Raw genomic sequence first — 24902 nt, forward strand, 5'->3', positions numbered from 1 at the left:
GCGCCCGGCGCGCCGCCGGCACGCAGCCAGCCGTTGGTGTTGTCGCGGAACGCCGGCGACGCCTGGGCCTGGGGCGCGGCGCCGGCGCGGTTGCCGCCCATCATCTGCGACAGGAAGAAGCCCGCCATCATCGGACCGATGAAGGAATGCCCGGTCGAGGTGCGCTGTTCGGCGCACTGCTCGGCCGGATAGTCGCGCTCGCATTCGGCGCGGCTGGCGTACTGCGGTGCGGTGTCGGCGGCCTGCTGCTGGGCGTGGTCCGACGCCGCGCGGCAGGTCGACGCATCGCCGGTCGCATCGGCGCAGCGCTCCACCGAGGTGTACAGGCCTTCCTGCACCAGCTGCGACGTCGGCTGGTCGCCCTGGCAGGCGGTGAACAACAGCGGCGCGGCGCCCATCAGCAGCAGCGCGGTGGTTTTCGATCGCTTCATGTGCGTGACCCGTTCGAGATCTGCCGTCCATGATGCCCGCCGCTGCCTGTACCGGCAAAGCGCGCACGCGCGGCGGGTCCGCGTCGAGACGCGGCGCGGGCGGCCTACACTGGCCGTCGATTTCCGACGGAGACGCCGCGATGCGCCGACTGCTGAGCTGCCTGCTGATCGTCGCGGGGTCCGCGTCCGCGCAGACCCCGCCGCCCGACGAGGCGCACACGCGTGCGGTGGCGGCGGGCTACAAGGCGCTGACCCTGTGCAGCGCGAGCTTCAATGCCGCCGGACGCCCCGAGGCCGACATCGCCGCGCTGGAGCTGCGCGGCATCTATCCCGAGTACGACGCACTGGTGCAGGCCTTGCCGGCGACGATCGATGCGCAGGCGCGCGCGGTCTCGGTGCCGTTCGATGATGCGCTGCCGCCGCGGATCGCGGCATGGCGCCCGGCGCTGGGCTGCGCGCAGTTGCCGATCGGCGCCGATGCCGCCGCGATCGCGGCGCTGCCGCGGCTGGCGCAGGCCGCGCCGGATCTCGACGCGCGGCCCTGGCCGCTCGGCGAGCGCGATGCGACGGCGACGCCGTCGGGCGATGCGCCGGCGCTGGACGCGGTGATCGCCGCGGCACTCGACGCCTCGCAGTTCGGGCGCGGCCATGCGACGACCGGCGTCGTGGTGCTGCAGCGGGGCCGGATCGTCGCGGAGCGCTACCGCGACGGCTTCGGTCCGCACGTGGCGCAGCGCACCTGGTCGGTCGCCAAGAGCCTCGCCGGCGCGCTGGTCGGCGTGGCGACCGGTGAAGGCAGGCTGGACGTCCACCAGCCGGCGCCGGTGCCGGAGTGGCAGCGGCCGGGCGATCCACGCGCGGCGATCACCACCGACCAGCTGCTGCGCATGGCGAGCGGTCTGTACAGCGACACCGCCGGCAACCGCACCGATGGCCTGTACTTCGGCGGTGCCACGGTCGCCGAAGCGGCGGCCGGCTGGCCGCTGCAGGCGACGCCCGGCACGCGTTTCCGCTATGCCAACAACGACAGCGTGCTGGCGGTGCACGGCCTGCGCGCGGCGACCGGCGACGAGGCGCGCGCGCTGGCGCGGCCGTATACCGATCTGTTCTGGCCGCTGGGCATGACCCGCACCTACGCGGAAACCGACTGGCAGGGCGGCTTCGTGCTGTCGAGCCAGGTCTGGTCGACCGCGCGCGATCTCGCGCGCTTCGGCCTGCTGCTGCAGGGCGACGGCGTGTTCGCGGGACGCCGCGTGCTGCCCGACGGCTGGGTGCGCGATGCGACCACGGCGACCGGCCCGCAGCCCGAGGGCGCGTTCGGTTACGGCGCGACGCTGTGGCTGCTGCAGCGCTCGCCCGGCGTGCCGGCCGATGCGTTCGGCGCGTTCGGCAATCGCGGGCAGTACGTGATCGTGGTGCCGTCGCGCGACGTGGTGATCGTCCGCCGGGGCGAGGATCCGGCCGGGCAGCGCTTCGATGTGGCGGCGTTCGTCGCGGCCGTGCTGGCGACGCTGGACGGCGCCGGCTGAGGGCACATCCGCCGGTCGGCCTGCGCGTTGCGGGCCGCAGCGCCGGGGGTGGCCGGCACGGGCGAGGCCCGTGGTACGGACACGCGCACGCCGGCCATCGCCATTACGGCGCGGCCGGCGTCGCGCGTCGGGTCATTCCGCGGCGTCGGCGGGCGGCGGCGTGTTCGCCTTGGCCGCTTCGCGCTCGGCCTGCTTGGCCGCGTCCTTCTCGTCCTTCTTCTTTTTCTTGGCAAGTTCGCGCTGACGCTTTTCGAATGAATAGTTGGGCTTGGCCATGGGACCTCGTGGGTTGGGAAGGCGACCAGTGTAAGGAGCTTGGCCGCGAACGCGTAGCGACGCGGTCCTGCGAGCGACCGTGGCGACCCGGCGCGATGCGGCGCGCACCGCCTTCGACGGCGTCGCGCAGGCCGCGGAATCGCGTCTTGACGGGCGCCCGATCGCGCGCCTGCTGCGGGCCGATGTACCCGTCGCATCGGGCCTGGTCGCAGCGCCCGGGACGGCGGGTTGACCGTCGTCGCTGCGCCGACAGCGACGAATCCGCATCGCGCCTCGCGCCGATGCGAGCCCGGTCCAACGCGCGCGCGGACGCGTGGCACGGTTCGATCCGGCGCGCGCGCGCCGCCAGGAACGTCCGCGCATCGGCGCGGGGTGTTCGCGATGAACACGGCGCAAGGCTGGCCGCGAGCGTCCGGCCGGGGCGAAAACCCCTTGAATCCAAGCTTGAATGCGCTGCCGCTCTGAACCCGGGCTGCACGCGGACCTCCAATCGCGTGCCTTTCACTGCCTGCCAGCACCGGAGCGCGTAGCGTCCCGTGCATCGAAAGCCGTATCGCGATCCACGCGCCGCCGCGCCCACGATCAGGAGACGACGATGACGACGCGCCCGCCCGCGCAGTACGAACAGTTCGACCGCAGCAATCACCCCGACGATGTCACCGACTCCCACGCCATGTATCCCGATTTCCAGTCCCTGTACCAGGAAGCGCCCTACTACTCGGTAGGCCGCAGCTGGGACGACTACGAGCCGGCCTTCCGCTACGGAGGCGACAGCCAGCGCCAGCACGCCGGCCAGCGCTTCGAGGACGTGGAAGACGAACTCTGCGAAAACTGGGACAACGTGCGCGGCAGCTCGCGGCTGGGCTGGGTGGAGGCCCGCGGCGCGGTCGAGGACGCCTGGCACGCAGCGGCGAACGTCGCGCCGGCCGCCGGCGACGATGGCGGCCACCAGACCGGCTGAGCCGGGCGAAGATTCCGGTCGCCGCGCGATGCGACGATTCCGCGCATGACACGGCACCCACGGGCCACACCGGGTCCGGAGCGGCCGGCGCGTTAAACTGGCGGTCTTTGCGGCGTCGCCGGGGAAGTCCAGATGAGCAATCGCGATCAGCGCCACGGTGTGGACCGGGCGCAGGCCGAAGAAGCCGTGCGCACGCTGCTGCGCTGGTCCGGTGAGGATCCCTCGCGCGAGGGCCTGCTCGACACGCCGCGCCGGGTCGCCGACGCCTACACCGAGTGGTTCAGCGGCTACGCGATCGATGCCGACGCGTATCTCGCGCGCACCTTCGAGGAAGTCGCCGGCTACGACGAGATGATCGTGCTGCGCGACATCGAATACGAAAGCCATTGCGAACACCACATGGCGCCGATCATCGGCAAGGTCCACGTGGGGTACCTGCCGCGCGGCAAGGTCGTCGGCATCAGCAAGCTCGCCCGCGTGGTCGAGGCCTACGCCAAGCGGTTCCAGGTGCAGGAGAAGATGACCGCGCAGATCGCCGGCTGCATCCAGCGTGCGCTGTCGCCGCTGGGCGTCGGTGTCGTCGTCGAAGGCGCGCACGAGTGCATGACCACCCGCGGCGTGCACAAGCGCGGCGTCAGCATGATCACCTCGACGATGCTCGGCAGCTTCCGCGACGACGCGCGTACGCGCGCCGAATTCCTGCAGTTCATCGAAGTGGGCGGCGGTCGCCGCTGAGCCGGGCCTTCATCGCATCGGTGGGCCAGGGCGCGACGGCAGGGGCGCTCAGGCGAACGTGTCCCAGCCCATCTTCGCGATCAGCACGACCACCAGCACCAGGAACAGCTTGCGGATCACCGGCGTACCGCCGCGCAGCGCCAGTCGCGTGCCGAACACCGCGCCGGTGATGTTGGCGAGCGCCATCGGCACGGCGAACGCCAGCAGCACGTGGCCCGCGGGCAGGAAGAACGACAGCGCGGCGAGGTTCGTCGCCAGGTTCACGACTTTCGACGCCGCCGAGGCGCGCAGGAAGTCGAGACCGAAGAAGCGGATGAACAGGAAGATCAGGAAGCTGCCGGTGCCGGGCCCGAACAGGCCGTCGTAGAAGCCGATCGCCGCGCCCATCGCCAGCGCGATCGCGAGGTCGCCGCGGCCCAGCGTGCGTGGCCGGTGCAGCGCGCCGAAATCCTTCTTGAGCAGGGTGTAGGCCAGCATCGCGACCAGCAACGTGAGGATCAGCGGCCGCACCGCATCGCGTGGCAGCAGGCTGACCGCGGTCGCGCCGAGGAACGAGAATGCGAACGCCGTCGCCGCGGCGAGCAGCACCGGCGTCCACGGGAACCGCACGTTGCGCGCGTAGCGCCAGCCGGCCACCGCGGTGCCGAACACGGCGCTGAACTTGTTCGTGCCCAGCAGCGCGGCCGGCGCCTGCTGCGGCAGCGCCGTGAACAGCCCCGGCAGCTGCACCAGGCCGCCGCCGCCGACGGCGGCATCGACGACGCCGGCCATGAACGCCACCGCCAGCAACCACAACAGTTCGGGAAACAGCGCGTCCAACGGCGTCCGGCGGCAGGCGAGGGCGCGCAAGCATACGCGCCGGCACGCGCCGGCCGGAGAATGGGCGGTGTCGTGCCTGCGTCCGGTCGGTCGCGATGACGGGGCCGCCGCGGCGTGCGCATCGCCCCGGCGCGCCGGCAGCAGGCTCGAACGGCCTGGCCGTCGTCGCCCCGAACGCGCCTGCGTGGAACGCACCCGTCCCTGGGTCGTCCTTGCGCAAGCGGAACCCGGCGACGTTCGAGAGCCGCGGGGCGCCGGAGCACCGAGCGCCGCGTCGATGCGTACCCGCGCGGATGACGGCGCGCGATCCGCACCATGCCCGCACCATCGCGATGCGCACTGCCGGTGCGGACGTCACGCCGGACGACGCCGGAACCATCGGCCACGCAGCCACCCCCGACCGCGGCACCGCGTCGCGTTCCCACGGCCGGTCGTGGCTGGCACTCTGGCGTCCCGGCCTCAGCGTCCGTTCCGCCACCATCGTCACGCCATGTCGTCATCCAACCCCTGTCCCTGCGGCCTGCCGTCGTCCTATGCCGCGTGCTGCGGGCGCTATCACGCCGGCGTGCCCGCACCGGATGCCGAAGCGCTGATGCGCTCGCGCTACAGCGCCTACGTGCGGCGCGACGCGGATTACCTGCGCGCGACCTGGGACCCGACGACGCGGCCGGCGACCCTGGACTTCGACGGGCCGCAGCCGGTGTGGCTGGGCCTCGACGTGCGGTCGCACCAGGACACCGGCGACGACCGGGCCGAGGTCGCCTTCGTCGCCCGCTACCGCGTCGGCGGGGGCAGCGTCGTGCGACTGCGCGAGCACAGCCGCTTCCGGCACGACGGCGGCCGCTGGTGGTATGTCGATGGCGATGTCGCATGACGACGCGCGGCACGCGCACCGGCGCTGAGTCGACGATGAAGCCGCGGGCGCCGTCGACCCCGGACGGCCGACGCTTCGGGCACAGTGCAGGCCTGCCGACTGCTGGAGTGACCCGATGCCCGTGACGCGCCCGACGCTGCGAACGACCCTGACGACCCTGGCCCTCGCCGCCGCCGCGCCCGCCGCGTTCGCGGCCGAGCCCGCGCCGGTCCCGCCGGCGGATCTGGCCGCGTACGCCACGTGCATGAGTGGCATCCGCGCCGACGCGGCGACGCAGGGCATCACCGGTGCGAGTTTCGACCGGCTCACCGCCGGCCTGCAGCCGGACATGACGGTGCTCCCGCTGCTCAACGCGCAGCCCGAATTCACCACGCCGTTGTGGGATTACCTGGCGGGTCTGGTTGACCAGCAGCGCGTCGACGACGGCAAGGCGTTGCTGGCCGAACATCGGGAGCTGCTGGCACGCGTCGCCGCGCAGTACGGCGTCGATGCGGAAACCGTGGTCGCGGTCTGGGGCGTGGAGAGCGACTACGGCCGCGTGTTCGGCAAGCGGCCGCTGCTGGTGTCACTGTCGACGCTGGCCTGCAACGGCCGGCGCCAGCCGTTCTTCCGCGGCGAACTGCTGGCGACGCTGAAGCTGCTCGACGCCGGCGACCTGCGCAATCCGGGCATCACCGGCTCCTGGGCCGGCGCGTTCGGGCATACCCAGTTCATGCCGAGTACCTACGCGCGGATCGCTGTGGATTTCGACGGCGACGGCCGCCGCGATCTCGTCGACAGCATTCCCGATGCGCTCGCCTCGACCGCGAACTATCTCAAGCGCTCCGGCTGGCAGACCGGCCAGCCCTGGGGCTACGAGGTGAAGTTGCCGGCGGGCTTCGACGTGTCGCAGGCCGGACGCACCAGCCGCCGGCCGGTGTCCGACTGGACCGCGCGCGGCATCACCCGGATCGATGGCAGCGCGCTGCCGTCGGGCAGCACGCGCTCGGCGCTGTTGGTGCCGACCGGCGTCAACGGCCCGGCCTTCGTCGTGTTCCGCAACTACGACGCGATCTATTCCTACAACGCCGCCGAGAGTTACGCGTTGGCGATCGCCACGCTGGCCGACCGCCTGCGCGGCGGCAGCGGCCTCGTCGCGGGCTGGCCGACCGACGATCCGGGCCTGTCGCGCGCCCAGCGCCGCGAGCTGCAGACCGCGCTGCTCGCACGCGGCCACGACATCGGCGAGGTCGACGGCATGATCGGCACCAATACGCGACGCGCGATCCAGCTCGAGCAGCGCCGGCTCGGCCTGACGCCCGATGACGGGCGCGCCGGCACGAAGATCCTGCGCGCGCTGCAGTCCACGCCCTGAGGTCGTGACGGCAGGCCGGCCGGCGGATCAGTCGCTGCGCCGGTCGTAGCTGCCGTTGAGATCCGCGCGCATCGCGCACAGCGTGAAGTCGGTCGCGACGACAGCGGTGTCGCCGTCCAGCGTGACCGTGACCGTCGCGGGCGTCGTCGCCAGCTCGGCTGCGGTCACCGCCATGCGGTCGGTCTCGAACGGCACGACCACGGCGTCGATGCGGCCGTCCTCCAGGGGCCCTTCGGCCTGGAGGTCGCAATCGGCCGCGACGCCGGCGCCGTCGGACGGGGTGGTGCCGCCCTGCAAGGTGATCCGCCAGACGCCGTCCGCGTCATCCAGCGTCAGCGTGCCGCTGCGCGGCGCACGCAGCGCGTAGCGGCCTTCGGGCGACGGGTTGGCCGCGACCGCGGCGGTATCTGCGGTCGCGACAGGCAGAGCGGCCGGCATTGCGGCATCGGCGGGCGGTGCACCCTCGCAGGCGGCGAGGGCGCAGGCCAGCGTCAGCGTCGTGAGACCGATGCCGACTCGAGTCCCGGCAGCGTGGGCCGCCACCGGCATGCCCCGCGGGTGCGCGGACTCAGCGCCCATCGAGCATCGCGAGCGCATCGGCGCGTTCGTCGACGAAACGCTGGGCGACGCCGGCCTGGACCGCCGCCGACGAGCTGCTGAAGTGGACCAGGGTGCCGTTGGCGTCGGTGCGACCGCGCTCGGCGTAGACGGCATCGATTAACGCGCGGTCGTAGGCGATGCCGTCGTCGGGCGTCAGGCCCTGGTCCTCGACCACGCCGAGCGCGCGATTGACCAGGTTGTTGGCCGGTCCGTGCTGCACGGACGTCGACCAGACTACGTCCTGCACCGCCGGCGAACGCGCGGAAAGATCCACGCCGACCGTCGTCTGGACATGCGCCACCTGCACGTCGTAATGCGTGCGCTGGATGTAGTCGTGCTGCGCATCGCCGAAGGCCTGCGGCTCGCGCGCGGCGATCTCGCGCCAGGTCGCACTGAAGGCCGCGGTGCCAGGCGCCGCATTGCCGAACTCGGCCGCCCACTGGCTGCCCTCGTTGGCCAGGAACTGCTGCGGACGGCCCATGTTGGTCGCCAGCTGGTAGCTGCCGTAGGACACGCCACCCCGATCGCCGTTGCCGGTCGACACCGTGCCCGGACCGCGTCCGCCGGTTTCGTACTGCGACGACAGGCCACCGGGCACATGGGTGCCGTCACCGGCGACCGGCGCGGGCTGCTCGGGTGTCGGCGCGGGCGTCGGCGCCACCGGCGGGGTGCCGACCGGAGCCGGATTGCTGCCGGCGCCCGGCAGCGTCAGCGTCTGCCCGACCGAAATGAGATCGGGATTGCGGATGCCCGGATTGGCCGCGAGCAGCGCCGGCAGGCTGACGCCGTTCGCATGCGCGATGCCCGACAGCGTATCGCCGGACCGCACGGTCACCGTGTCGCGCGCCGGCACCTGCAGCGCATCGCCCGGATACAGCACATCCGGATTGGCGATGCCGGGATTCAGCGACAGCAGCGCCTGCACGTCGGTGCCGTGGCGCTGCGCGATCGCCGACAGGGTGTCGCCGCGTTCGACGGTGTACGCCGCGGTGCGCTCGTCGGTGCCGGTCGACGACGGCAGCTCGGAGGGCGATGAAGACGAGAGGGAAGAGACCGTGCTCATGACGTCACCTGGAGTGCGGGGTTCCGGGCCAGTGTCGCGACGCCCGCACCGCATGACATCCCCGGGCAGACCCTAGGCGGGCGCCGCGACCGCGCGGATCGCGTGAGGCCCGGGCCGTCGATGGCCGTCGATGCCGCGAACTGTGATCCGGCGCACACGGATGCATCGCCGACCTCGGGTCGGCACCAGCTGTGGCGGCGCGTCGGTGCTGCCTACAGTGGCGCCACGCAGACTTCTTCCGGAGATTCCGCATGAACGATAGCAGCGACGGCGTCGGTGGCGCCGGCAGTGGCAGCGGCGGCAACGCGGCAGGCAGTGCGACCTCGGCCAGCGATGCGCTGGGTTCCGCGGCCGATGCCTTCGGCGACACCGTCGACGCGGCAATGGATGCGCTGGGCAGCGCGATCGGCGCGGCGCTCGGCACGACGACCGACGCGCTCGGGCTCGACCGCGCACTCGAGGGTCTGGCGAACGCGATCGGCATCGACGCCCGCGACCTGCAGGGCATCGTCGGCGCCGCCGTCGTCGGCGCACTGACCGGCGGCCTCGCGGGTGCGGTCATGGGCGTGGTCAACGGCCTCGTCGGCGGCAGCCTCGGCGACGCCGCGCGCGGCGCGGTCGCCGACAACCTGCCGGCGGCCCTGCAGCCGCTGGCGAATCTCGCGATCGATCGCTTCACCGGCGGCATTCCCGGCGCCACGACGTCGGTGCAGGACGCGCTGACCAGTTTCGCGAGCGGCGCGCTGACCAGCGGACGTGCACCGGACATCGGCGACATCGGCGCGATCGCGCGGTCGCTGACCGAGGTGCAGAGCGCCGCCCGCGGCCTCGTCGACGGCGTGACGCGTGGCGACATCCGCAGTGCCGCCGAGGCCGCCACGACGCTCGACCGCACGCTCGGGACCGGCCTGGAACAGGCGACCGGCATCGCCCGCGGTGTCGCGAGTGCGCTGGCGCAGGGCCAGTCGACCTACGCCGCTGGCGGTCACGACGCCTTCGGCAACGCGGTCGAACGCCTGGCCGTCGACGTGACACGCCTGATCGGCAGCCGCTGACCGGTCGGCGTGTCCGAATTGCAGGCGCCGCGCGCGTCTGCAATCCTCGAACGCCCTCTGCCGCCGAGCACGCTCATGTCCCGGATCCTTGCTGCCGTCGCCGCGCTCGCGCTGCCCCTGCTGCTGTGCGCATGCCAGTCGACGGACTACCGCGATACCAACGCCGCGGTGGACGCCAATCCCCTGTGTGCGAGCCGGCCCGATCGCCCCGGCGAGCCGGTTTCACGCGATTGCGAGCGCGTCCGCGAAGGCCGTATCAGCACCGAGCGCACGTCGCAGCCGATTGACTTCACGCCGCGTCGCGACGACTGACCCCGCGCGCATCGACCGATCGCGTGGCGCACCAGGGCCGTGCGCTAGATCCGGATCGCGTCGCGCGAACGCTGCATCCTCGATCGCCGCCCACGCGACGCCCGCGTGGACCACGTCCGCCCCGCGTGTCCGCCCCCTCAAACGGGAACGCCCGGTACGCCCGGGCGTTGCGTGTCGCGGCTACCGCGGCGTGTCAGCCGCAGCGGAACCCGGTGATCTTGCCGTCCGCGTCGAGATCGATGTTCAAACGATCCTCGCGGAAATCCATCGTCGCCATGTCGGTCGGGCCGAGGGCGCGGAACTGCTTGGCACCGCTGTCCTGCTGCGCCTTCTGGTACAGCGCCTCGTTGCCGGTCTCGCCGATCAGGCTCTGCACGGTTTCGGTGTCGCAGGGGGTCGCGCCGGGGGGCGTGGCAGCGGGCGGCGTGGCATCGGGGTTGTCGGCGATCTCGGACCGGCTGGCATCGGTCTCGATCGGGCTGCCTGCGCCGGTGTCGGCGTCGGTCGCGGTGTCGGTCACGGGCGGCTCTTCCTCGAAACCTTCCTGGTCGGCGGGTGCGCAGGCGGCGAGCGTGAACAGCGACGTCAGCGCGGTGGCGAGCAGGGCACGCGGCAACGTGCGGGGGAAGCGTGGGGACATGGGGTTCTCCGGGTCGGGCACCGTCGCACTGTAGCCAATCCGAGGCGCACGTTGCCAGTTGCGGCATCATGCGGAGCCCTGCTGCCGACGGAAACCGCGATGCCTGTCTCCCGCCGTGTCCTGCTGTGCACCTTGGTGCCGGCGCTCGCCATCGCCGCCTGCGCGCACCCCGTGGTCGACGTGCCCGCGTCTCCGGACGCGGCCGCGCCCGCCGCGGGCGGAGCGCCGATTCCCGGCGGCGGCATCTCCGCCGACAACCTCGCGCACCATCTCTCGGTGCTGGCCTCGGACGAATTCGAAGGCCGTGCGCCGACGACCGACGGCGAGCGCCGCACGATCGACTACCTCAGCGCCGAGTTCGCGAAGGCCGGCCTGCAGCCCGGCGGCGATGCCGGCGGCTGGACCCAGGCGGTGACGCTCGAACGCAGTGCGATCGAGGGCCCGGTGACGGCGACGCTGCACGTCGGCGGCACATCGCGTGCGCTGGCCAACGGCGACGACATCGCCGTCGAGACGCTGCGCCCCGGCGACGCCGTCGACCTGCGCGACACGCCGCTGGTGTTCGCCGGCTACGGCATCACTGCGCCCGAGCTCGGCTGGGACGATTACGCCGGGCTCGACGTCGCCGGCAAGATCGTCGTCGTGCTGGTCAACGATCCCGACTTCGAGACCGAAACGCCCGGCAGGTTCGGCGGCCGCGCGATCACCTGGTACGGGCGCTGGACCTACAAGTACGAAGAAGCCGCGAAGCGCGGCGCGGCGGGCGTGCTGATCGTGCACGAGACGGCGCCGGCCGCGTATCCGTGGGCCACCGTGCGCAACGGGCGCAACGGGCCGCAGTACGACATCGTGCGCGCCGATGCGACGACGCATCACCTGCCGATGCGCGGCTGGATGCAGCGCAGCGTCGCCGAGCAGTTGTTCCGTGATGCCGGCCGCGACTTCGACGCCGAGAAGGCGCGCGCACAGCAGGCCGGGTTCCGCGGCGGCGCCATCGACGGCGCGACGCTCGACATCGCCTTCCGCGTGCAGCGCGACCGCATCGTCAGTCACAACGTCGTCGGCGTTCTGCCGGGCACCGCGCGCGCGGACGAGACCGTGATCCTGTCCGGCCACTGGGACAGCTTCGGCGTCGGTGCGCCCGATGCCAGCGGCGACGCGATCATCAACGGTGCCGTCGACAACGCGACCGCGGTGTCGTCGCTGATCGAGCTGGCGCGCATATTCGCAGCCGGACCGCGGCCGGCGCGCACGCTGCAGTTCATCGCCCTGACCGCCGAGGAGAACGGCCTGCTGGGCGCGACCTACTACGCGGCCAATCCGCTGCGTCCGCTTGAGACCACGGCAGCGGTACTGAACATGGAAATGTGGAGCCCGGATGGCGAGACCCGCGACATCTCGTCATGGGGCATCGGCCGGGTGTCGCTGGAGCGCGACCTCGCGACGGCGGCGGCGCAGGACGGTCGCACCTGGTCGCCGGACCCGAATCTCGAGGCCGGCTTCTTCTACCGCGCCGACCATTTCGCGTTCGCCCAGGCGGGCGTACCGGCGATCACCATCGGACCCGGCATGGACCAGCGCGACGGCGGCGTCGAAGGCGGCAAGGCCGCACGCGCCGATTATTTCGCGCAGCGCTATCACCAGCCCGGCGACGCGTTCGACGCCAGCTGGGACATGGCCGGCCCGGCCGCGGACACGCGCACCGTCTACCGGCTGGCCGCGGCGCTGGCCAACGGCGACGGCTGGCCGCAGTGGGACGCCGACAGCGAATTCCGCGCCCGACGCGACACGAGCGACGCGGCGCGCCGCTGATTGCGGATCGATCCCCGCCGCGCCCGGAAACTGCCGGGCGACGGCCCGCGCGCGCGATGTGTCGCCGGCCGGACGCCAGGCTTCGGTGCGTCCGCAGCGGGCGGCTGCGCCGCGTCGATGCGGTCGCCGTGGCGTCGCCATTCCGCTCCGCATCGTCCAATAAAAAGCCGCCCGCTCCTGGAGAAGAGCGGACGGCAAGGTGTCACGGGAGAGAGATGAATCGACGCGCTCGCGCGCGGTGCAGCGTGGATCAGGTGTTCGTCATCGTCGGCGGCGTATCCGGGGTGCTTTCGGTGTCCTGGGTGCCATCCACCGGCGGCGGCGTGGTCATCGGGTCCGTGGGTGGCTGCGTCGGATCGGTCGGCGGCATGGCGGGATCGGTCGGCGGCGGCATCGTGTCGTCCATCGGCGTCTGGCCCGGCGGCGGAGTCATCGGATCCGTCGCCGGCGCCGCGGTGTCGGTGGCCGGCACGTCGGGCGGCGGCGGCTCGTTGCTGCAGGCGGTGACGGCGAAGGCCATGGCAGCGACCAGCGGAAAGGCGATACGGCGCATCGGGGACTCCTCGTGTGTCGTACGTTGCGGGGTTGAGGGCCAGTCTCGACGCGTGGATGTAAGCGGCATGTCGTTTTTGCGCTAGCGCGGCATGACGGCGCCGGCATCCCGCCGTGGCGCGAGCGGAGGGTTCACCGAGTTGCCGATGGGGTGAGGACGGACGCGGTCGTAGGACCGCCGGGCGTTCGACCCCACGCAGCGCGTTCCGCCATGGACGATCGATCCACGGTGAGAACACCAAGGAGGCAGGGCCTTGGGCATCGGGTCGGTTCCGACATGCGGGCCGTTCGCACGCGCATCGAAACGAGCCGCGACGAAAACAGTGCGTTCGACCCGTCGCGCCAATGCGGTGGCGACCGCATTCGACGCATGCTCGGATAACACCGCCATCACGACGGTTTCTTAAGCTTTGCCGATGTCATCCCGCATGCCTGCGAACGCGTCGGTCGCATCCGACGACCTGCCCGGACGCACCGCAGCACTGCGGACGCGTTTCGACGACGTGCGCGCGCAGTCGCGCAGGCTGGCCGCGCCGATCGGCCCCGAAGACGCGATGGTCCAGAGCATGGACGACGCCAGCCCGACCAAATGGCATCTGGCGCACACGACATGGTTCTTCGAGCGTTTCGTGCTCGGCGCAGACCCCGGCTACCGGCCGATCGATCCGCAATGGGACTACCTGTTCAACAGCTACTACCAGAGCGTCGGTCCATTCCACACGCGGGCGCATCGCGGGCTGATCTCGCGGCCGTCACTGGCGCAGGTGCTCGACTATCGCGACGCGGTCGAATCGCGCGTGCGCGCGCGTCTCGACGCCGGGGCACTCGACACCGCGACGCTCGAGATCCTCGCGCTCGGCCTGCAGCACGAGCAGCAGCACCAGGAGCTGCTGCTCACCGACATCAAGCACGCGTACTGGTCCAACCCGCTGGCGCCGGCCTACCGAGACGACCTGCCGTCTGCAGGCGGCACCGGCGCGCCGCTGCGCTGGATCGCGCGCGACGAGGCGATCACCGAGATCGGCGCGCCGGCGTGGCCGCAGCACGACGCCTTCGCCTACGACAACGAATCGCCGCGGCACCGCGTGCTCGTGCCCGCGCATGCGCTGGCGAGCCGGCCGGTCAGCAATCGCGACTACCGCGAATTCGTCGCGGACGGTGGGTATCGCAAGGCCGGCCTGTGGTTGAGCCCGGCCTGGGATCTGGTGCGCAGCGCCGGGTGGCAGCACCCGCTGTACTGGGACGATGACGCCGAACGGGAATTCACCCTCGCGGGCTGGCGTGCGCTGGCGCCCGACGCGCCCGTCTGCCATCTGAGCTATTTCGAAGCCGACGCCTTCGCGCGCTGGGCCGGCGCGCGCCTGCCGACGGAGGCCGAGTGGGAGCAGGCCGCGACGGGTGTCGCCATCGACGGCAATTTCGTCGACGACGGCCTGCTGCAGCCGCGTGCGGGCGCCGATTGCGCCGGCCTGCAGCAGATGTTCGGCGACGTCTGGGAGTGGACCGCGAGCGCCTACACCGCATATCCGGGCTATCGCCCGTGGCCCGGTTCGCTGGGCGAATACAACGGCAAGTTCATGTGCGGCCAGTGGATCCTGCGCGGCGGAAGCTGCGCCACGCCGCGCTCGCACATGCGCGCCAGTTACCGCAATTTCTTTCCGTCCGATGCGCGCTGGCAGTTCGCCGGCGTGCGTCTCGCTCGAGATACCGAATGAATGCCGCCCTTGCCGTCGCCCGCGCCGAAGCGGCCCTGACCGACCTGCAGCCGCAACCCGATGACATCACCGCCGACGCGATCGCCGGCCTGTCGCGCACGCCCAAGCAGCTGCCGTCGAAATATTTCTACGATGCGGAGGGCTCGCGGCTGTTCGAGGCGATCACCCGCCAGCCCGAGTACTACCTGACGCGCACCGAGCTCGCGCTGCTCGAAGCGCGCATGCCGGCCATCGCGCAGGCCGTCGGCAGCGGCGTGCATGTCGTCGAATTCGGCAGCGGCAGTGGCCGCAAGACCGAGCTGCTGCTCGAGGGGCTCGATGCGCCGGTCGCGTACACGCCGATCGAGATCTCGCGCACCGCGCTGCTCGACAGTGTCGGGCGCCTCGCGCCGTCGTTTCCGCAGATCGAGATGCTGCCGGTCTGCGCCGACTTCACCCGCCCGGTGCCGCTGCCGGCGGCCGCGCGCCACCCGCGCCGCACGCTGGTGTTCTTCCCCGGTTCGACGCTCGGCAATTTCGCCAACGACGACGCCGTGCGTCTGCTCGCCTCGATGCGCCGCACGATGGGCGACACCGGCTGCGCGCTGGTCGGCATCGATCTCGACAAGGACCCGGCGCTGATCGCCGACGCGTACAACGATCGCGCCGGCGTCACCGCAGCCTTCACCCTGAACCTGTTGACGCGCCTCAACCGCGAGATCGGCAGCGATTTCGAGCGCGACGGCTTCCGCCACCACGCCGTGTACGTGCCCGAGCGCATGCGCATCGAAACCGCCCTGGTCAGCGCGCGCGCGCAGACCGTGCATCTGGCCGGACGCGCCTTCGAGTTCGCGGCCGGCGAGGCCATGCAGGTCGAGACCAGCCACAAGTACACCGACGAATCCTTCGCGACGCTCGCGGCGATGGCAGGGCTCAAGGTCAGCCATGGCTGGAACGACGCGCAGGACTGGTTCGGCCTGCGGCTGTTGCAGCCGGCGTGAGCGGCGGCGCACCGGGGGACGCGCGGATCGCTGCGGAGATCCGCATGCTGCTGACGGCGCGCGCGGTGGACGCGTCGATCTGCCCGTCGGAGGTGGCGCGGCGGTTGTGGCCCGAGCCCGGGTGGCGCGACGCGATGCCGACCGTGCGACGCGTCGCCTGTGCCCTGGCCTCCGACGGCGTGCTGCGGATCACCCGGGGCGACGCCGAACTCGATCCGCGCGCGCTGTCCGACGGTCCGATCCGCCTGCGACGCGGCGCGGACTGGCGGGATCCGGCGCCGGACGGTCCTGCGCCCTGAGCAGGCGCGCGCGCCGACGCGATGCGCGCATCGGCGGCCACCCGGCACGGCGCCGGCGGTCCTGCCGTATGGTGCGCCGATGACGACGTTCTCCCAGGTGCCGCACGACCGGCCGTACTCGCCGGCGTGCGAACGCAATCGCGACCCCATTCTCGAGGTGCTACGGACGGCCTTCGCGCAGCGCCGCCGCGTGCTCGAGATCGGCAGCGGCACCGGACAGCACGCAGTGCATTTCGCCGCGGCGCTGCCGTGGCTGCAGTGGCAGTGCTCGGATCGCGCGGCCGCGTTGCCGGGCATGGCGCAGTGGCTGGACGCCGCGGCGCTGCCGAACACGCCGGAACCGGTCGAACTCGATGTCGCGACCGGGCCGTGGCCCGCCGCCGCCGACGGCGCAGGCTTCGATGCCGCGTTCACCGCGAACACGTTCCACATCATGGGCTGGGCGGCCGTCGAGGCCTGTTTCGCCGGTCTCGACACCGCGCTGGCGCAGGACGCGAGCCTCGTCGTCTACGGTCCGTTCAACATCGGCGGCGCCTGCACCAGCGACAGCAACCGCGACTTCGACGCGATGCTGCGCATGCGTGATCCGCGCTCGGGCCTGCGCGATCTCGAAGCGGTCGACGCGCTCGCCGCCCGCATCGGCCTGCGACTGCAGGACGATATCGCGATGCCGGCGCACAACCGCTGCCTGGTCTGGCGGCGCCGGCGCTGATCCCGCATCGCGCGTCCGCGGACGGACGCGCGTGTCGCAACCGGGGCGTCGGCCTCAGGCCGCCTGCACGATCCGCAGCGGATTCGCCCATTCCTTGAGCAGCTCGGCCTCGCGGGCCTTCGCCGCGTGCAGGTGGGCCTCCTTGACGTGCCCGTAGCCGCGGATGTGTTCCGGCACGCTGGCGATCTCGGCCGCGAGGTCGACGTTGCCGCCGTCGAGCCCGTCGAGCAGGCCGCCGACGGTCGCCTCGTACTCGTTGATCAGGCGGCGCTCCATCTTCCGCTCCTCGGTATAGCCGAAGACGTCGAAGGTGCCGCCACGCAGGAACCTCAGCTTCGCCAGCAGGCCGAAGGCCTTGAACATCCACGGGCCGTATTCGCGCTTGACCAGCTCGCCCTTGGCGTTCTTCTTCGCCAGCAACGGCGGCGCGAGATGGAAGCGCACGGTGTAGTCGCCCTCGAACTGCTGCTCCAGCTTCCGCTTGAAATCGCCGCTGGTGTACAGGCGCGCGACTTCGTACTCGTCCTTGTACGCCATCAGCTTGAACAGGTAGCGCGCGGCGGCTTCCGACAGCGCGGTCGAACCCGGCGCTTTCGTCTGCTCGACGCCGCGCACGCGCGCGACGAAGTCGCTGTAGCGCTTCGCGTAGGCCGCGTCCTGGTAGTCGGTCAGGAAGGCGCTGCGGCGCGCGACCAGTTCGTCGAGCGAGCGCGACAGGCGCACGTCGTCGAGCGGCAGGAAGGCGACGTTGTCGCCGGCGCCGTGCGCGGGCACGTGGCGCAGGTCGGCCTCGTTGCGGGTCACGCGCGGCGCGGACGTCGCGCCCCATTCGCTGGTTTCCCACTCGCCCGGCGGCAGCACCGGCAACTCGTGGACCACGCGCTCGGCATCGGTCGGCGCATTGCGCACCAGGCCGGCCGCGGCACTGACCGCGTCGAAATCGACGACCGCCAGGCGCCCCCAGGCGAACGCGGTCTTGTTCATCTCGACCGCCGCGCCGTTGAGCTCGACCGCGCGCATGATCGCGTCGAACGAGATCGGCACGAGGCCGCGCTGCCAGGCATAGCCGAGGATGAAGAGATTCGCCGCGATCGCATCGCCCATCAGCGCGGTCGCGAGCTGGGTCGCGTCGATCTGCAGCGGCGCCTTGCCGCCGAGCGCGTGCTGGATCGCGGCGACGATGTCGGCCGCCGGGAACTGCATGTCCGGGCGCGTGGTGAACGTGCCGGGCATCGCCTCGTAGGTGTTGAGCACGACCTGCGAACGGTCGCCACGGATCTTCGACAGCGTCCAGTAGTCGTTGACGACGACCATGTCGCAGCCGAGCACGAGGTCCGCTTCGCCGGCGGCGATGCGCACCGCGTGGATGTCGGCCGGCGTCTTGGCGACGCGGATGTGCGTGGTCACCGCGCCGCCCTTCTGGGCGAGGCCCGTCTGGTCGAGCACGCTGGAGCCGCGGCCTTCGAGATGACCCGCCATGCCGAGCAGCGCGCCGATCGTCACGACGCCCGTGCCGCCGACGCCGGTGATCAGGATGTTCCAGGGCTGCGAGAGATCGCTGGCGAACGTGGGATGCGGCAGGTTGGCGAGCTTCTCGGCTGCCGAGACCTTCTTGCCCTTGCGCGGCGCACCGCCGTGCACCGTGACGAAGCTGGGGCAGAAGCCTTCGACGCAGGAGTAATCCTTGTTGCAGTTGCTCTGATCGATCTCGCGCTTGCGGCCGAACTCGGTGTCCTTGGGCAGCACCGACACGCAGAACGACTTCTTGCCGCAGTCGCCGCAGCCTTCGCAGACCAGGGTGTTGACCATGACCCGCTTCTGCGGGTCGGCGATCTTGCCGCGCTTGCGGCGGCGGCGCTTCTCGGTCGCGCAGGTCTGGTCATAGATCAGCACGCTGGTGCCCTTGACCTCGCGCAGCTGCTTCTGCACGGCGTCGAGGTCGCGGCGGTCGTGGAACTCCACGCCCGACGGGAACAGCTCGCGCTTGGACCACTTGCCGATGTCGTCGCTGACCAGCGCGATCACGTCGACACCTTCGCTGCGGACCTGGTGCGCGATCTGCGGCACGGTCAGCGTGCCGTCGACCGGCTGGCCGCCGGTCATCGCGACCGCGTCGTTGTAGAGGATCTTGTAGGTGATGTTGACGCCGGCCGCGACCGACTGGCGGATCGCCAGCGAACCGCTGTGGAAATAGGTGCCGTCGCCGAGGTTCTGGAACACGTGCGGCGTCTCGGTGAACGCCGACTGGCCGCACCAGGTGACGCCTTCGCCGCCCATCTGGGTGAAGGTGTCGGTGTCGCGGTCCATCCACGTGACCATGTAATGGCAGCCGATGCCGGCGAGCGCGCGCGAGCCTTCGGGCACCTTGGTCGAGGTGTTGTGCGGGCAGCCCGAGCAGTAGTGCGGCACGCGCGGGAACTGCGCGCGGGGCAGGGCGAGTTCGCCCTCCTTTGCCTCCATCCACTGCAGCACGTCGTGCATCTTCTGCCGCTCGCTCCCCTCGTCGGGCAGGTAGCGCAGGATACGGCGGGCGATGACGCCGGCGATGGTCGCGGGCGTGAGTTCGCCGGTGCTCGGCAGGATCCACGCGCCGCTCTCGTCGTACTTGCCGACGATGCTCGGACGCTCGCCTTCGAAGTTGTAGAACAGTTCCTTCATCTGGCCTTCGATGAAGCCGTGCTTCTCCTCGACGACGAGGATGTCCTGCAGCCCGCGCGCGAAGCTGCGGATGCCGACCGGCTCCAGCGGCCAGGTCATGCCGACCTTGTAGACGCGGATGCCGAGCGCGCGGCACGCGGCTTCGTCGAGGCCGAGATACTCGAGCGCGGTCAGCACGTCGAGATAGCTCTTGCCGGTGGTGACGATGCCGAAGCGCGCGTCGGGCGTGTCCAGCACCATGCGGTCGATGCGGTTCGCGCGTGCGAACGCCTGCGCGGCCTTGACCGCATAGCGGTGCAGGCGCATCTCCTGGTCCATCGGCGGATCCGGCCAGCGGATGTTGAGGCCACCCGACGGCATCTCGAAATCATCAGGCGTGACGATCTCCAGCGCGAACGGGTTCACGTCGACCGACATCGACGATTCCACCGTTTCGGCGATCGTCTTGAAGCCGACCCAGCGGCCGGTGTAGCGCGACATCGCCCAGCCGACCAGGCCCATGTCGAGGATGTCCTGCACGCCTGCCGGGTTGAGGATCGGCATCATCGCGCTGGTGAATTCGCCTTCGCTGCCGTGCGGCAGGGTCGAGCTGCGGCACGCATGGTCGTCGGCCGCCAGCGCCAGCACGCCGCCGTGCCGGCCGGTACCCGCGGCATTGCCGTGCTTGAACACGTCGCCGCAGCGGTCCACGCCCGGGCCCTTGCCGTACCACATGGCATAGACGCCATCGACGTTCGCGCCGGGGAACAGGTTGGTCTGCTGCGTGCCCCAGACCATCGTCGCGCCGAGGTCCTCGTTGAGGCCGGGCTGGAACTTCACGTTGGCCTCGGCGAGGTACTTCTTCGCGCGCCACAGCTCCAGGTCGAAGCCGCCGAGCGGCGAGCCGCGATAGCCGGAGATGAAGCCGCCCGTATTCAGGCCGGCGGCCGCGTCGCGCAGGCGCTGCATCAGCGGCAGCCGCACCAGGGCCTGCACGCCGGACAGGTAGATGCGTCCCTCGGTCCGCGTGTACTTGTGGTCGAGCGTGTAGTCGGTATCGAGCACGCCGTTGGTCAGACCGGTATCGGCCGAGGCGGGCGAGGAGAGTTCGGCGGTGCTGGTCATGGCGTCGGGCTCTGGCTTGCGACCGGGCGGTCGCTGGCGGGCCCCGGCACAGAGGGGCCGGAGCGCGGAAACGGGGGAAACGGCCGAAAATTGTAGCAGTGGCCCTCGCATCGCCCGCGGCGCGCCTGCACGGCCGGCCGCGCGGCGCCCGGTCCGGGGCCAGCGCACAGGTGCCCCGGACCGTGACCGGCGTCCCGGAATGCGCGCGACCGGGTGCCCTTAGAATGGGCCGGGGCTTTTTCGATAGCAGGGGACAACATGAAGTACTTCCGACACGGCATCGTTGCGATGCTGTTGGCCAGCGCGTCCGCGGTCGGCGCACAGACACTGCCGGCGCCGGCCGAATTCTATTTCGACACCGACGAGCGCGTCGCCGCGCCGATCGTTGCGATCGAAGGCGACGACGAGGCCACCTACGCGAAGCTGCGCACGGCGATCGAGCGCAACGCCCGCAACGCCGACCAGGCCACGGCCCAGCTGGCGCACGTGCTGATGCGTACCGGCCGCACCGACACCGGCCGCGCGCTGTACGACCAGCTGCTCGGCGCACTGGCGCCGCGTTCGCCGTTGCGTGCGTCGGTGCACTGGAACTACGGCTGGGACCTGTCGCGCAACGGGGATGCCGAAGCGGCGCTGGCGCAGTGGCTGCAGTCGCTCGACGGTCGCCTGGTCAAACCATCGTGGGTGCCGCCGACGCTGGCGTTCGCGCTGTGGCGCCTGGACCGCAAGCAGGACGCGGTGCGCTGGTACGCCGCCGCGGTGCGGACCGAACCGCAGCTGTGGAACGATCCGGCGCGGTTCGAATCGCTGCTGCCGGGCTGGCGCGACGACGAGCGTGCCGTGCTGGCCGAAGTGTTCGCCGCGTGGCAGGCGGATCCGACCGCCTGGCCCTGAGCCGGTAGTCGGGACCAACGCGCGACGCCCGGTGCGTCGCGCGACATGGGCGCGCGGAGATGCAGTCGCCGGGCGTCGCACGCCACGACACATCGTGAGTCTTTATCGGGGTCAGGCTGGCCGGCGCACCGGGCTGGCCGGCAGGTCCCGCCCGTCGACGCACGGAGCGTCAGTCGTTCCGCGCTTCGACCGGAATTCCGCGCTCGGTGAGCCAGGCGCGGACGGTCGCGCGATCGCGCTTGGCGTCGCCCGACAGCACCGCGTCCCGGGCCCGGAAGAACGACGGCTGGAACGTCACCCCGACACGGTCCTTCGCATTCGGATCGACGCCGGCCTCGAGCAGGCGCACGACCCAGTCGGTCGCATTGATCCGCGCGGCCTTGTGCAGCAGCGTGCCGCCGTGGGCATCGGCCGCATCGACGCGCGCGCCTGCATCGATCAGGCGCTGCATGTTGGCGTCGTTGCGCGCTTCGAGCGCGGCGTAGAGCGGGGTTTCGCCGTTCTTCGTATTCGGCGTGTCGGCATCGGCCCCGCGTGCGAGCAGGGTCTCCAGCCACGCGCCATCGTCCTGCATCGCCGCGACGTGCACCGCGGTATTGCCGCTGTCGCTGCCTGACGCGGGGTCGGCGCCCGCATCGAGCAGGGTCTCGAACCCACGGCGGTCGCCCTGCAGGATCATCCGCTGCAGCAGCGGCGTGCCGTCGGCATTGGCGGCATTGGGATTGGCGCCGTCGGCGATCAGCCGTTTCGCCTCCGCGGCGTCACCGGCGCTGGCCGCCTGGGCCAGGCGGGCGGCGGCGGGATCGGCGAACTGGTCGGAACTCATGGCAGGTCCTTGTCGGGCGCAGGCGCCACCGGTGGCGAGGAGCAGCACGGCGCAGGCCAAGGCGCGCCAGCGGTGCGAATGGGGGAACGGGGCAGCGGAATCCATCATGGTGTCGGCCCGGAAACGGCACAAGGCGACAGGCTAGCGCGCATCGCGCACGCCGGTCGTGAGCGCAGGGCGGCCTCGTGATGGACCGGTACGGCCATCAGCGAAGCGCGCCGGCTGCACCAGACGCGGCACGCACCGATCAGCGGAACCAGTTCATGGGGTTGGCCTTCTCGGCGACCCAGCTGGCGCCATCGGACACCCGGTCGCCCACCCAGGCTGCGCCCTCGGTCGCCTTGTTGCCGGTCCACTGCGCGCCCTCGACGATCCTGCCGCCGGTCCAGGCCACGCCCTCGACCACCTTGTCGGTGGTCCACTGCGCACCCTCCCCGACCTTGTCGAGCGCCCAGCCTGCGCCGTCGCCGACCTTGTCCAGGCCCCACTGCGCACCATCGCCGACGGTATCGGCGACCGTGTCGACGCTGCGGCCGGTCCATTCGACGCCACTCGCCACCGCGTCGAACGGGGCGTCGAAGCCGACCCGGTCGCCCACATCGCGCAGGACGCTGCCACCGAAGTTGGCGACGTTCTCGACCACGTCGCCGGCGGTGCCGACCGTGTTGGAGACGACGTCGCCGCCCAGCCCGACCACGCCATCGACGACATCGCCGGCGATGCCAAGCGTGCCGGCGACGTAATCGCCATTCGCGTAATCCCGGGTGACGTGGTCCGAGATGCCGTCAACGGCCCCGGTGACCGTGGCGCGCCCGTCGTTGAACAGGCTGACGCCGCCGTTGACGAGGCTGCCCAGCTGGTTGAGGTTGTGCTCGCCGATGTTCTCGACGGTACTCAGGGTGAAGCCCAGGCCGGTGCCGGACCGGTCGGTCGGTGCGTGCGCGGTGTTCTCGCGCAAGGCTTCGACATAGGAGGGGTGATCGGCGCCACCGCCGTGCAGCGCGGCCAGATCGAAGCGACCCACATCGGCCGGCGGATCGATCCGCAGCTCGTGGCCCACGGCATCCGGCGGCGAGACCGACACGATGGGCAGGATCGGCAGATCCTGCTGGGCGGCGGTCAGCGGGTCGCCGTCGACGACGTAACGCCGGATCTGGCCGCTGTCGGCGAGGTCGCCGCGCGCGCCGTTGGGGTTGAAGCCCAGCGTCGCCAGGGTCTGGTTGCTGAGGCCCGACGCGTTGAACGTGACGCCCGGCGCGCCACTGGCCAGCATCGCCGCCGAGGCGAGGCCGCCGCCCAGCGAATGGCCGGTGATCGCGACGTTGCCGTCGCCGAAGGTGTCCATCGCCAGATTGGCCAGCTCCATGGCCTGCGAGTACTGCGCGGTGTCCATGCCGATGCCCTGGCCGCCGTTTGCGCGCGAGTCGCCGCCCGGGCCGGTCAGGCCCCAGTTGTCGGTGCCGCGGTACGCGACCACGTACTGGCCTTCGGCATTCTGGAAGATCGCCGCATCGAAGCCGGTCTCGGCATCGTGCAGCTGGTCGGCCGAAATCGGGATCGCATTGCCCTGCGCATCGATCAGATGGCTGCCGTCCTCGCTCGGCGTCAGGCGGTTCCAGCCCGCAGCCTGCAGCTCGGCTTCGGCCGCGGTGCCGGTGACGCCGTCCGCATCGGCCAGCGTGTAGCTGTCGTTGGCCATCAGCGAGAAGTGCAGGTCGCGCTCCGGCTGCGGCGTCGTGCCCTGGACCGAATCGGCGAAGCTGCCGTCGCCGCGCGGCCAGCCCGCGCTGGTGTCGACGGGCGTCATCGGTGACGTGGTCGTGGCCGCCGTCCGCAGCAGCGGATCGAGCGCGGTGTCGCGGTAGGCGTCGACCGGGATGCTGTTGCCGGAAACCGGGGAAAGGCTCATGACGCGGACCTTCGAAACGTCGGATGCGTCGACCTTAAGGCGCCGCGCGCCGTGGAACAGCTGGTGCCGACCCTAGGTCGCCGGACGGCGTGGCCGTTCGCCGCGGCTCAGGCGCCGGGCGTGCCCGCTTCCAGCGGCACGTCGTGGGCCCGCAGCCAGGCGATGACGGCCGTGCGCTCGGTGCGGGCACGGTCGTTGAGCACGTTGTCGGGCACGCGGAAGTAATACGGCTGGAAGCTCGCGTCCTGGGCGTTCTTCGCCTGCGGATTCGCGCCCGCCTGCAGCAGCGCCAGCACGTGGCTGCCGGCGTTGACCATCGCGGCGCGGTGCAGCGGCGTGTTGCCGGTGCGGTCGGCGAGGTCGGGATCGGCGCCGGCGGCGAGCAGGCGGTGGAACTGCGGCGCGGTGCGGGGTCCGACGGCCTGGGCCAGCGGCGTCTCGCCGGTCCCCGCGTGGCGGGCATCGGGATCGCCGCGATGCGCGAGCAGCAGGTCGAGAAACGCGGGGTCGTCGACCAGCGCCGCGGTGTGCATCGCGGTGCTGCCGCCGTAGCCGGGCACGTTGGGGTTGGCGCCCGCCTGCAGCAGCGTTTCGAGCGCCGCGGGGCTGCCCTTGAGGATGGCGTGCTGCAGTAGCGTGAGGTCGCCTTCGCCGCGGGCGTCGGCGTTGCCGCCTTCGGTCAGCAGCGTGCGGACGACATAGGCATCGTCGCGCTCGACCGCGTCGGCGAGGCGCGCGGTGTCGGCGTTGGTGAACGGTCCAGGCGACATGGAACTCCCGTGGCAGGATGCG

Annotated in this window: 24 protein-coding genes; 13 read left to right on the top strand and 11 right to left on the bottom strand. The window is 71.5% G+C overall.

All coding sequences use genetic code 11. From position 1 onward, the window contains the following. Positions 1–431: DUF1190 domain-containing protein (locus tag CJ022_RS13430; RefSeq protein WP_101927149.1), on the bottom strand; the 431-nt coding region annotated here is incomplete at its 3' end. Positions 432–571: 140 nt separating this feature from the next. Here CJ022_RS13430 and CJ022_RS13435 point away from each other — a divergent pair. After that, entirely contained in the window at positions 572–1960 is a 1389-nt protein-coding gene (locus CJ022_RS13435; RefSeq protein ID WP_101927150.1) for a serine hydrolase domain-containing protein, read from the top strand. Between the two features lie 132 nt (positions 1961–2092). Here CJ022_RS13435 and CJ022_RS17285 read toward each other — a convergent pair whose 3' ends face one another. Further along, positions 2093–2236 carry a hypothetical protein gene (locus tag CJ022_RS17285; RefSeq protein ID WP_199171553.1) on the bottom strand — a complete coding sequence of 48 codons (144 nt, stop codon included), beginning with the start codon at positions 2234–2236 and terminating at the stop codon, positions 2093–2095. Positions 2237–2831: 595 nt separating this feature from the next. On the opposite strand from CJ022_RS17285, the gene CJ022_RS13440 reads away from it, so the two are divergent. Both CJ022_RS13440 and folE read left to right on the top strand, forming a co-directional pair. Next, complete coding sequence (locus CJ022_RS13440) at positions 2832–3197, top strand: hypothetical protein (RefSeq protein WP_101927151.1); 366 nt, start codon at positions 2832–2834, stop codon at positions 3195–3197. A gap of 132 nt (positions 3198–3329) precedes the next feature. Further along, a complete protein-coding gene (gene folE / locus CJ022_RS13445) occupies positions 3330–3932 on the top strand; it encodes a GTP cyclohydrolase I FolE (RefSeq protein ID WP_101927152.1) in 603 nt (200 codons plus the stop codon). 48 nt (positions 3933–3980) lie between these two features. On the opposite strand, the gene CJ022_RS13450 is transcribed toward folE, so the two are convergent. Beyond that, the gene (locus CJ022_RS13450) at positions 3981–4703 is read right to left on the bottom strand and encodes a sulfite exporter TauE/SafE family protein (RefSeq protein ID WP_101927546.1); all 723 of its coding nucleotides are present in this window, start codon (positions 4701–4703) and stop codon (positions 3981–3983) included. Between the two features lie 538 nt (positions 4704–5241). Here CJ022_RS13450 and CJ022_RS13455 point away from each other — a divergent pair. Next, positions 5242–5625, top strand: a complete 384-nt coding sequence (locus CJ022_RS13455; RefSeq protein ID WP_101927153.1) for a YchJ family protein — start codon at positions 5242–5244, stop codon at positions 5623–5625. A gap of 115 nt (positions 5626–5740) precedes the next feature. Further along, complete coding sequence (locus tag CJ022_RS13460; protein ID WP_101927154.1) at positions 5741–6979, top strand: lytic murein transglycosylase; 1239 nt, start codon at positions 5741–5743, stop codon at positions 6977–6979. A 27-nt stretch (positions 6980–7006) separates the two neighbouring features. Here the strand turns inward: CJ022_RS13460 and CJ022_RS13465 are convergent, their stop codons facing one another. After that, positions 7007–7417, bottom strand: a complete 411-nt coding sequence (locus CJ022_RS13465; protein ID WP_101927155.1) for a hypothetical protein — start codon at positions 7415–7417, stop codon at positions 7007–7009. 130 nt (positions 7418–7547) lie between these two features. Next, positions 7548–8642, bottom strand: coding sequence for a LysM peptidoglycan-binding domain-containing protein (locus CJ022_RS13470; RefSeq protein WP_158238426.1), 1095 nt, complete (start codon positions 8640–8642; stop codon positions 7548–7550). Between the two features lie 251 nt (positions 8643–8893). Here CJ022_RS13470 and CJ022_RS13475 point away from each other — a divergent pair, with 251 nt between their 5' ends. Continuing rightward, positions 8894–9697: a hypothetical protein gene (locus CJ022_RS13475; RefSeq protein WP_101927157.1), complete on the top strand. Its 804-nt coding sequence runs from the start codon at positions 8894–8896 to the stop codon at positions 9695–9697. Positions 9698–9706: 9 nt separating this feature from the next. Then, positions 9707–10009, top strand: coding sequence for a hypothetical protein (locus CJ022_RS13480; RefSeq protein WP_143703989.1), 303 nt, complete (start codon positions 9707–9709; stop codon positions 10007–10009). Positions 10010–10202: 193 nt separating this feature from the next. Here CJ022_RS13480 and CJ022_RS13485 read toward each other — a convergent pair whose 3' ends face one another. Continuing rightward, on the bottom strand, positions 10203–10649 hold the full coding sequence (locus CJ022_RS13485) for an I78 family peptidase inhibitor (RefSeq protein WP_101927159.1): 447 nt from the start codon (positions 10647–10649) through the stop codon (positions 10203–10205). A gap of 99 nt (positions 10650–10748) precedes the next feature. Here CJ022_RS13485 and CJ022_RS13490 point away from each other — a divergent pair, with 99 nt between their 5' ends. Beyond that, entirely contained in the window at positions 10749–12461 is a 1713-nt protein-coding gene (locus CJ022_RS13490) for a M28 family metallopeptidase (RefSeq protein ID WP_101927160.1), read from the top strand. 250 nt (positions 12462–12711) lie between these two features. Here CJ022_RS13490 and CJ022_RS13495 read toward each other — a convergent pair whose 3' ends face one another. Next, positions 12712–13014: a hypothetical protein gene (locus CJ022_RS13495; RefSeq protein WP_101927161.1), complete on the bottom strand. Its 303-nt coding sequence runs from the start codon at positions 13012–13014 to the stop codon at positions 12712–12714. Positions 13015–13441: 427 nt separating this feature from the next. On the opposite strand from CJ022_RS13495, the gene egtB reads away from it, so the two are divergent. The 4 genes from egtB to CJ022_RS13515 all read left to right on the top strand — a co-directional run bounded on the left by egtB (position 13442) and on the right by CJ022_RS13515 (position 16719). Next, a complete protein-coding gene (egtB, locus tag CJ022_RS13500) occupies positions 13442–14728 on the top strand; it encodes an ergothioneine biosynthesis protein EgtB (protein ID WP_101927162.1) in 1287 nt (428 codons plus the stop codon). Continuing rightward, positions 14725–15708 carry an L-histidine N(alpha)-methyltransferase gene (gene egtD, locus CJ022_RS13505; RefSeq protein WP_101927163.1) on the top strand — a complete coding sequence of 328 codons (984 nt, stop codon included), beginning with the start codon at positions 14725–14727 and terminating at the stop codon, positions 15706–15708. The genes egtB and egtD overlap by 4 nt, the downstream gene beginning before the upstream one ends. Next, positions 15705–16007: a DUF3253 domain-containing protein gene (locus tag CJ022_RS13510; protein ID WP_255407574.1), complete on the top strand. Its 303-nt coding sequence runs from the start codon at positions 15705–15707 to the stop codon at positions 16005–16007. Before egtD ends, CJ022_RS13510 begins: the two co-directional genes overlap by 4 nt. Positions 16008–16086: 79 nt before the next feature. Beyond that, positions 16087–16719 carry a DUF938 domain-containing protein gene (locus CJ022_RS13515; RefSeq protein ID WP_101927165.1) on the top strand — a complete coding sequence of 211 codons (633 nt, stop codon included), beginning with the start codon at positions 16087–16089 and terminating at the stop codon, positions 16717–16719. 54 nt (positions 16720–16773) lie between these two features. Here CJ022_RS13515 and CJ022_RS13520 read toward each other — a convergent pair whose 3' ends face one another. Then, positions 16774–20481: an indolepyruvate ferredoxin oxidoreductase family protein gene (locus CJ022_RS13520; RefSeq protein WP_101927166.1), complete on the bottom strand. Its 3708-nt coding sequence runs from the start codon at positions 20479–20481 to the stop codon at positions 16774–16776. Between the two features lie 258 nt (positions 20482–20739). Between CJ022_RS13520 and CJ022_RS13525 the strand changes: the two genes are divergently transcribed. Continuing rightward, complete coding sequence (locus CJ022_RS13525; protein WP_101927167.1) at positions 20740–21375, top strand: tetratricopeptide repeat protein; 636 nt, start codon at positions 20740–20742, stop codon at positions 21373–21375. Between the two features lie 169 nt (positions 21376–21544). Here CJ022_RS13525 and CJ022_RS13530 read toward each other — a convergent pair whose 3' ends face one another. The 3 genes from CJ022_RS13530 to CJ022_RS13540 form a co-directional block, all read right to left on the bottom strand. Continuing rightward, a complete protein-coding gene (locus tag CJ022_RS13530) occupies positions 21545–22201 on the bottom strand; it encodes an ankyrin repeat domain-containing protein (RefSeq protein WP_158238427.1) in 657 nt (218 codons plus the stop codon). Between the two features lie 247 nt (positions 22202–22448). Beyond that, on the bottom strand, positions 22449–24110 hold the full coding sequence (locus CJ022_RS13535; RefSeq protein ID WP_101927169.1) for an Mbeg1-like protein: 1662 nt from the start codon (positions 24108–24110) through the stop codon (positions 22449–22451). A gap of 107 nt (positions 24111–24217) precedes the next feature. Next, complete coding sequence (locus CJ022_RS13540) at positions 24218–24880, bottom strand: ankyrin repeat domain-containing protein (protein WP_158238428.1); 663 nt, start codon at positions 24878–24880, stop codon at positions 24218–24220. Positions 24881–24902 lie beyond the last annotated feature (22 nt).

The sequence above is a fragment of the Luteimonas rhizosphaerae genome, from assembly GCF_002849595.1.
Lineage (GTDB): Bacteria > Pseudomonadota > Gammaproteobacteria > Xanthomonadales > Xanthomonadaceae > Luteimonas > Luteimonas cellulosilyticus.